The organism is Klebsiella sp. HMSC16A12, from assembly GCF_001808265.1.
In the GTDB taxonomy this organism is placed as follows: domain Bacteria; phylum Pseudomonadota; class Gammaproteobacteria; order Enterobacterales; family Enterobacteriaceae; genus Klebsiella; species Klebsiella pneumoniae.
On record NZ_KV792518.1, the window covers coordinates 1 to 7,788 of the forward strand.

A 7,788-nucleotide genomic window follows, 5' to 3' on the forward strand; every position below is an offset into this window, starting at 1 on the left:
AGCAAAAGTTCGATTTATTCAACAAAGCCCCTGTCTTGCTATGTTTTTACCAAAGTTAACAAGAAGTCCATGCTTTATCTTCTCGCCATCTGTTATGTCTGCCAGGTCATTACCAAACGTTACGCTGGCAGCTTTGTGACGCGTGATTTTGGGGGGATGAAGCGTGGCTACGCGTACAGACTCCCAGGCGACAGACTAATTAACGCGTTGACATTGGCGGTCACTAATTGAGGATTTCTATAAGAACTCGTTGATCGCCCTCTTCCCTACTCTCCAACTTCATACACTCCAGGCGCGGCAAGGCTTTTACGAACATAACACCCACAAGAAAACAAATAAATAATACATCAATGAAAAGTCAACGCTTTACCCTGATTTGGTCCAAAAAGTTGACGTTTTGCCATGTCACTTCTTATATCCGTTAAGCAGCGCACCAGAGACCAACACCCTGCGACGAAAACGCCAAAAACAACTCCTGATGCCACCACAAAACAGACACGCTCAGAATGGCTCTCGTTGCGTTTAATGAGGATATAAACAAATTGTTTTAGGCAATAAGAAAACAACAAAACAAGATAACGAAGAAAAGGAACTGCCATTACGCCACACCCAGGCAATACCCACCTCTTCCTGCCAGGCTACCGAAAAGACCAACCTCATTGCCCCAGGCTACCGACCCCATGAAGCAAATCTCGACCACCATTGAATAGCGACGAGAGAAAGCCAGTTTCTCTGAAGGCCATTCCCCAATACACGGAAGAGAATACCCGGGAAGAAACTCCAGACAAGACCAGGCCAGAACAGTCCCCGGCGCCATCTCGTTTACCCACTCTTACCTCGAAAGATAACGCAAATTCCTGATAAGCAGGGAACGCCATTACTTCACATGCGGAGAACGACAACAGACCAGAAATCACATCACCCACACTTCCACCTCTGATGGTAAACGAAAGGAAAAGTGGATTCGCCCCTATATTTCCAGACACCTGTTATCACTTAACCCATTACTGGCCCGCTGCCGCAGATATTCCCGTGGCGAGCGATAACCCAGCGCACTATGCGGATGCCATTCGTTATAATGCTCGAACGCCTCTGCAAGGTTCTTTGCTGCCGTTAACCCGTCTGGTTTGGGCATGATACTTATGTAGTCACGCTTTATCGTTTTCACGAAGCTCTCATCGCGGTGTGTTAATCAACGGGGAGCAGGTCAACCAAGAGGATGACCCACACACTGTTACACAAGGCTTGATGTGGTCTATAAGCTGTTCCACTCCCTCCTCAAAGCACAAAAGTATTTTCATGGCGTAAAAAGCTTCACTTCGCCAGCCCTTCATACTTCATTTTCATTTCAACCACGATCCGGGCATAAATCAGACAAATTTTGTACTTTGACAACCGTGCGCTACGCAAAATCTGGCGTACTCACCCCCCTAAATTTCTCCAGATTTCACGTAGCGTTACTCAGTAGAGGGGCGCGAAAAAGTTACTTTTTTAAGCACGAACTAGGAAAAGATACCGCCCTACTCTTTTTAACAATATGATAACAAATGGAATAATGGGTATTATTCTAACTGTAAATAGGATGTTATACATCTCTTGGCGCGGTGGAAAAATGAGCACACTTCTGGTTATTCCTGAATTCATGCTTTTTGTTGGTTTTTATATCGATATATTGAAACTTTGTTTTATTTAAAAGGCATCAATTTTATAATTTTTTTCTGTTATTTTATTGCTATTGACATTTACCATTGTGACTATATCCAATGATATTATATCACTTACATCTAAAAGTGACGGTGTCACGTATTGTGCGCCCAGAGAAACCCTTTTCGTGAAAAAAGTAGTTCACTCCCATAACGAAATGTGGGCTTCTTTTTTGCAGATCGTATGTGGATGTCTTCAGGTAGCAGGAAGGAAAGTGATGCAGGCATGAAAGGATGACAAACCGGCAAAGGGGCTGCTACTGCTCCGTATTCAACAAACCACCCCTGGTTAGTTGAATCCTTTGCCGGTTTTACTGACAATACCAGACAGGTAAACTTTTTCCATCAGATTTTCTCGTCAACATGTTGCATTCATAGTTTTTCCATAATTGGATGCTTTTGCAGGACAACTACGGTTTTTATCCTTTCGTGCCCGGTAAAAAAAATTGTTAAATAGCGATTTCACCCTTTTAAAGGGAAAATTGTCCTCAGGCTCACAGTACTATAAAAGTATCAATAATCAGGAGCCTTACTATGACTATCATGAAAGTTCATTATTCACCAACTGACGGGATCCCTTTGAACTCCCTTTATCTGAAGGAAACTTCAACCACTGAACGATCAGGTTCAGTACTGGGGGGTGGCATTTCGGGAGACTCTGTTATTCTGGGAGGCGGAGGTTATGCCGGTTCGGAAATGCAGAAGACGACTCGTTCTTCTGTCTTTGCACCACCTGATGAAGTTACTGCTGAGCCTGACAACACAAAAATGGTCCTCCGGATTTCCTGTGTTATCGGTGTAATGTTTTTACTTATAATTATTACCTTATTCAGTAATGCTGTTGTTGATATTTTTGACGTAAACGTATCTAAAACAATGTCCTCTTTCCTGGAACATGCTCCCTTCTTTATCATTGGACTATCTGTCATTTGTGCTTTCTTTGTTATAGGAATGACCGATCATGATTACACCCCGGTACTTGAAGAGCATAAAAGGAATGAAGCGCGTTTGTCTGTATACCACAGGCTACGCTATGTCGAAGCTGATAATATTGTTTTTGATCCGCAATCAATGAAAGGATGTTATGCAGAAAGAAAATTCATTGCTTCACTAGTTGAAAGCTGTATCACTAAGTAATATCCCTGATTTCCTTTACTAAGCCTTTCATGTAAGGCTTAGTAATTGCTTTAACCCTCCCTTTGCTCACTGTTTTTATATGCTTCCGGTTTATGGGTGTGCTAAAATTTGCTTTCTCATGTTTGAAGTTGACTCCGAAAAATATTAAATGTTTTTGAATGTTATTCATAAGCACTATTATATAAATAGGTACTGGCAAGTGAAATAATTACTGATAATATGTCTTTATGTGCTTCCTATTCTCTAAGGATGGTAATTAATGATATCTTCCACGCTTGTCCCGATTAACCCTTTCCAGCGATGTGCAATGGCTTCTATTGCTTCTGTGGAGAATCGCAGAGCTTTGGGACGGAAAACTGGAGAACTGGCCTACGTCAAAGCCTTTTTTAAAGAACTTACAGGTAAATCGCAAATTAGCTCGAATGACTTGAGAAAGGTCGATTCGAGTTACGATCCATTTGTTCGTGGCGAAGCAACTAAAGTTGAATACCTGCGTGCTATCGATATTCTGATTGAATCTCGTGGAGAGTGTTTTATTCTCCCTCTTTCCTGGTCTCTGGCAGTTTCCATGTTCCCGGAGTTACAGAACAGGGTTTTTCAGCGCCGCGAACACCGTGACCGGATTCATGATCAAAGGGTGGAACGCCTGAGAAAGAAAGAATCTAACCTATTGAACTATCAATTTGAAATCAATGTTGCAAAATCCAGGCTTTACCTGTCTTTCTGTGTTCCAGGTCAACATAAACGCTGGTTAGAAGATTGGCGAAACGATACCCATGGACAAGGACTTACAACGAATAATATTTACCTGCTGATAAAGGAATGGTGGTCATCATTCTGGATCACTTCATACAGAAAGGACTATATCTGGTGTTACACACTGGCTGAATTGCTGGACGAGATTGATTATGTTCTTAGCACTATTACAATTATGGAGTTTAATGTCTGTTTTTCGGCGCTACCATTATCCCTTATATATAAAGCTGGATAGAATACAAAGCTTCAATCAGAAAAAATAAAATTTACAAGTCCAGTATTTCTCACTGTTTTCATGTGTTTTTTTGTGCCATTTAGGGGTTGGTTATTATTATCCAGAATTTATGAACCTGACCTTAATTATTATTGCTTCCGGTGAAAATACCCCCTTGATGAGCCGGTTTGGTTAAGTATGATGGTCTTACTCCTAATCGACCGTACTCATCTAAACAGATATGAGGTTTATCATGGCTGACTATTATTCAGAATGTGCTTGTCTTATTGAAGCAAATCCTACTCAAGCTGATATATTACTTGAGGCAATGAATGAATTGTTTGAACCTGATGATAGTTTTATTCAAAAACTCATTTCATGTGATAACACAAACGGCCTCTCAGAAATGGAGATTATTGTACGTCACTGTGTCCTGAACCATCCATTCAGAACTGTTGCAGATATTCCTGAAGACCTGGACTGGCATTTTGACGGGGATAAATGCCCTGAAGGTTTTCTTATTAACAGTGATCTCGGAGATTTCAATTCTGAACATGCTGCGCTGTTTGCTCAGGCGGCACTTATTGCATTTGACAGAAATGAATTGATAGAGTTCAAAATTGCTTTTACATGCAGTAGCTCAAAAAGACCTGACGGGTTTGGAGGCGCTGCTTGTGTCGTGAGCAAGGATTTCATCCGGTGGACAGGTCTACACAATTTTCTTGAGGCTGAACGAACAGCTTTCGCCGAGAAGATGAAATACTTCTTTTGTGAATTTACAGAGGTCGTCGGTGAATTTGAATATCCAGTATCGTTTATATTGCGTTGCCCGGACAGCGTTAATGCAGCGCATAGACATGATGAGATACAGCTTAACTATCGCGATGGTGGGGAAATAGATGCCGAAGGAGGAATACAATTTAGTTCTGGCTCTGCCATTAAAAAATCCAGTATGAAACCAATCACTCCGGATGAGTTCCGGGTGATGAAATCGTACCTGAACGTCATGTGATTTTCCTTTGGCCAGGGCATGATCCCGCAGCTCTCGTGCCCTGATACGTCTATTTTTGTGAGGCATTATGACAAAGCAAATATTACCCAATGAACTGGCTGAAATCGTCACCGGTCTTCTTATTAAACCTGAACTGCTGGGTGAGCTTGACTCCCGTGAGGCGCACCAGGCCTTCATGCTGGATATTGGACGGGTTATTGCTTATCACTGTGGTGGACTGGTCAACGGTATTACGGATGGTGACGTTGCAAAACCCTATCTTTCAGACATTGAGTGTACCCCCATTCTCCACATCGAATCTGATGACCGCCTGCCTTCGACTGAACGTAACGTATGGTCAAATTATCATGTTGAAGCCTGGGCAGACGAGGGACAGGAAACTATCCTCGACAGGGCGATCCGAAACTCTGACAGAGCTGCCCTGCAAACTCTCCTTATTGTAGCTGCGCAAAAAGGATGAGCCGGTGCTCCTGTTATAAAACGAATGACGGACTGGCGTATCCCTGAAGGTGAACCGGTTTGCCATGAAGCGGATAGCAGAATCTCTACGGCCACCTACCATCTGGATAACCAGACCTCAATCGAGGTGGCGGACGATACAGGTCAGCTTTGCTTAGGTGTATTAGGGGTTCAAGGTCCAATGATGTAAAAAACCACGCTAAGAGGTTAATTCATTGTTTGTATTGAAATTTAATGGTCTTAACTCGCCCTTCAGAATATCTTCCGGTAACGAAAACGTATAATGCCCCAGCATATTTATATGGCCATGTATCAGCGGCGATAATCTTGCCAGATGCTCCTCTTCAGGTGTTTCCCCCGATTTGCGAAGATGTGACAACGCCTCCTGCATGTAAAGTGTGTTCCACAACACAACCGCATTGGTCACCAGACCCAGAGCACCGAGTTGATCTTCCTGCCCTTCACGGTAGCGTTTTCTAATTTCACCACGTTGTCCGTAGCAAATGGCTCGAGCCACTGCATGGCGTCCTTCTCCCCGGTTGAGCTGAGTGAGGATCCGACGCCGGTAATCCTCATCATCGATATAGTTGAGAAGATACAACGTCTTGTTGACCCGGCCCAATTCCATAATCGCCTGAGCCAGACCAGATGGTCGGCTACTTCTCAACAGTGAACGAATAAGCTCTGATGCATGGATGGTCCCAAGCTTCAGTGAGCCCGCCATTCGCATCATTTCATCCCATTGGGATTCTATTTTTGAAAGTTCAACACATCCCCGGGCCAGCTCATTCAGGGCACCATAATGTGCCGTTTTATCTGCCCGCCAGAATATCGCCCCGCCTGCATCGGCCAGACGAGGGGAAAACTGGTAGCCCAGTAACCAGAACAGGCCAAAAATGATATCGCTGGATCCTGCCGTGTCCGTCATAATTTCTACCGGATTCAGCCCGGTCTGCTGCTCCAGAAGCCCTTCCAGTACAAAGATGGAATCACGAAGCGTACCGGGAACGACAATGCCATGGAAACCGGAGTACTGATCGGAGACGAAGTTGTACCAGGTGATACCGCGTCCTGAACCAAAGTATTTACGATTTGGTCCGGAATTAACCGTTTTAACCGGTGTGACAAAACGCATACCATCTGCGGAGGCAACCTCACCACCTCCCCAGTACCCCGCGAGCGGCAGCGTGGACTGAAAATCAACCAGCCGTGCATTAGCGCTGACCAGCGTTTCTGCCCTGAGATAATTTTGTTTAACCCAGCTCAGACGATGGCGAGTAAGCGCGGGAATATTATGCTTTATCAGGGGTTCATGCCCTATATTGCAGGCTTCTGCCAGCAGTGTTGCGCACAGACTGACCTGGAGATCCTGCGCCCGAGCACCTGATTCACTGACGTGGCTGAATTCGCGGGTAAAACCGGTTCGGGCATCTATTTCAAGCAACAGCTCAGTCAGATCAACCGGAGGGATCAGTTCTCTTACCCGACGATTCAATTGTATCAGTGCCGGTGGCTCATCCAGTTTATCCAGACTGCTAATCGTCAGTGAGGGATGCTTACCTTCATTGCTTATGCTGACCGCTGCGTTGCAGGCAAAACGTGAAGCCACTGATTTCCATGTGTCATCAAGCCGCGTAGCCAGTTGTTCTGCTGCTTTAGTTCCGTCTGATGGATGACCCAGCGCCCGACATACCGGGATGCGTTGTGCCTGCCATTCAGCTCCCTGAAGCAATTTTTGACGCGGGTCCCCCCACCGGTCACTGTTCTCCAGCCAGAGATCACGACGGCGCAAAGAATCCTGAAGGCGCTCGAGAAGACACAGCGAGTAACCCGCTCGTAGAATCCTACCATCTCTGTCGTAGACCAGACGTTTCCAGGGGCCGGAAATGATTTGCTCTGGTGCATCGTCGAGAATTCGCTTTTTTGAGCCACTCAGTTCGGCCAGATAATGGATTGCTGACAACGTGTGCTCCCCGGCCGGGGCGGCCTGAAAGTGTAAGTCACGCAACATCGCGGACAGGAAGCGCTTCACCCGTCCATATTGTTCCACCATTTCATCCTGAAAATGAGTATCTTGCGGGCGCGCCAGCTCATTTACCTTGCCGACGGATTCAGCCAGTTTGTCCTTTGGTATGCGGCGAAAAATAGCCTGCCGCAGAGCTGCTTCATCGGTGTTCTCATCAAGTAATAACGTGCATGCCCGTGCCAGTAATAGCGCGGCACGATCAAGATCTTTAAGGGTCCTGAGCCGCTTTTTCTGCCCGATATTTTTTGCAGAACGCGTGATATCCAGAATAAGCATATCCAGCACATCCACGGCCTCGTCAAGCGCCGAAATTTCCTGTGCTTTCACAAACGCAGTAAGCACGGCCAGTCGCCGTTCGTCAGGCATTCTTGAAATGTATTTCACCGAAGCCATTCCGGCATAACGGGCCAAATTCCGCAGCTGAATGGCAGGCAGACGGGAGAAATTCAGGCACTGTTGCAAATAGTCGGTGGTGATAAAC

The 7,788-nt window shown here is 45.2% G+C and carries 6 protein-coding genes and 1 pseudogene; 5 read left to right on the plus strand and 2 right to left on the minus strand.

Annotation, left to right across the window (positions count from 1 at the left end; translation table 11 throughout):
* A partial coding sequence (locus HMPREF3140_RS29070; protein WP_217628960.1) for a hypothetical protein occupies positions 1-231 on the plus strand: 231 nt, incomplete at its 5' end.
* Positions 232-970: 739 nt separating this feature from the next.
* On the opposite strand, the pseudogene HMPREF3140_RS26730 reads toward HMPREF3140_RS29070, so the two are convergent.
* Positions 971-1,177 (minus strand): annotated as a pseudogene (locus tag HMPREF3140_RS26730) (integrase core domain-containing protein); the annotation flags it as partial.
* Between the two features lie 1,060 nt (positions 1,178-2,237).
* On the opposite strand from HMPREF3140_RS26730, the gene HMPREF3140_RS00430 reads away from it, so the two are divergent.
* The 4 genes from HMPREF3140_RS00430 to HMPREF3140_RS00445 all read left to right on the plus strand — a co-directional run bounded on the left by HMPREF3140_RS00430 (position 2,238) and on the right by HMPREF3140_RS00445 (position 5,282).
* Positions 2,238-2,840 carry a hypothetical protein gene (locus HMPREF3140_RS00430; RefSeq protein ID WP_004197614.1) on the plus strand — a complete coding sequence of 201 codons (603 nt, stop codon included), beginning with the start codon at positions 2,238-2,240 and terminating at the stop codon, positions 2,838-2,840.
* A gap of 259 nt (positions 2,841-3,099) precedes the next feature.
* Positions 3,100-3,831 (plus strand): plasmid SOS inhibition protein A, encoded by a 732-nt coding sequence (locus HMPREF3140_RS00435; protein ID WP_070552792.1) that lies wholly within the window; start codon positions 3,100-3,102, stop codon positions 3,829-3,831.
* Between the two features lie 232 nt (positions 3,832-4,063).
* On the plus strand, positions 4,064-4,822 hold the full coding sequence (locus tag HMPREF3140_RS00440) for a hypothetical protein (RefSeq protein ID WP_064164945.1): 759 nt from the start codon (positions 4,064-4,066) through the stop codon (positions 4,820-4,822).
* A gap of 67 nt (positions 4,823-4,889) precedes the next feature.
* Positions 4,890-5,282, plus strand: coding sequence for a hypothetical protein (locus tag HMPREF3140_RS00445; RefSeq protein WP_004196899.1), 393 nt, complete (start codon positions 4,890-4,892; stop codon positions 5,280-5,282).
* Between the two features lie 198 nt (positions 5,283-5,480).
* Here HMPREF3140_RS00445 and HMPREF3140_RS00450 read toward each other — a convergent pair.
* A partial coding sequence (locus HMPREF3140_RS00450; RefSeq protein WP_070552793.1) for a Tn3 family transposase occupies positions 5,481-7,788 on the minus strand: 2,308 nt, incomplete at its 5' end.

Bases quoted from the DNA above. Each gene is read 5' to 3' on its own strand.
- HMPREF3140_RS00430 (WP_004197614.1), top strand. From the start codon at position 2,238: ATGACTATCATGAAAGTTCATTATTCACCAACTGACGGGATCCCTTTG.
- HMPREF3140_RS00435 (WP_070552792.1), top strand. From the start codon at position 3,100: ATGATATCTTCCACGCTTGTCCCGATTAACCCTTTCCAGCGATGTGCA.
- HMPREF3140_RS00440 (WP_064164945.1), top strand. From the start codon at position 4,064: ATGGCTGACTATTATTCAGAATGTGCTTGTCTTATTGAAGCAAATCCT.
- HMPREF3140_RS00445 (WP_004196899.1), top strand. From the start codon at position 4,890: ATGACAAAGCAAATATTACCCAATGAACTGGCTGAAATCGTCACCGGT.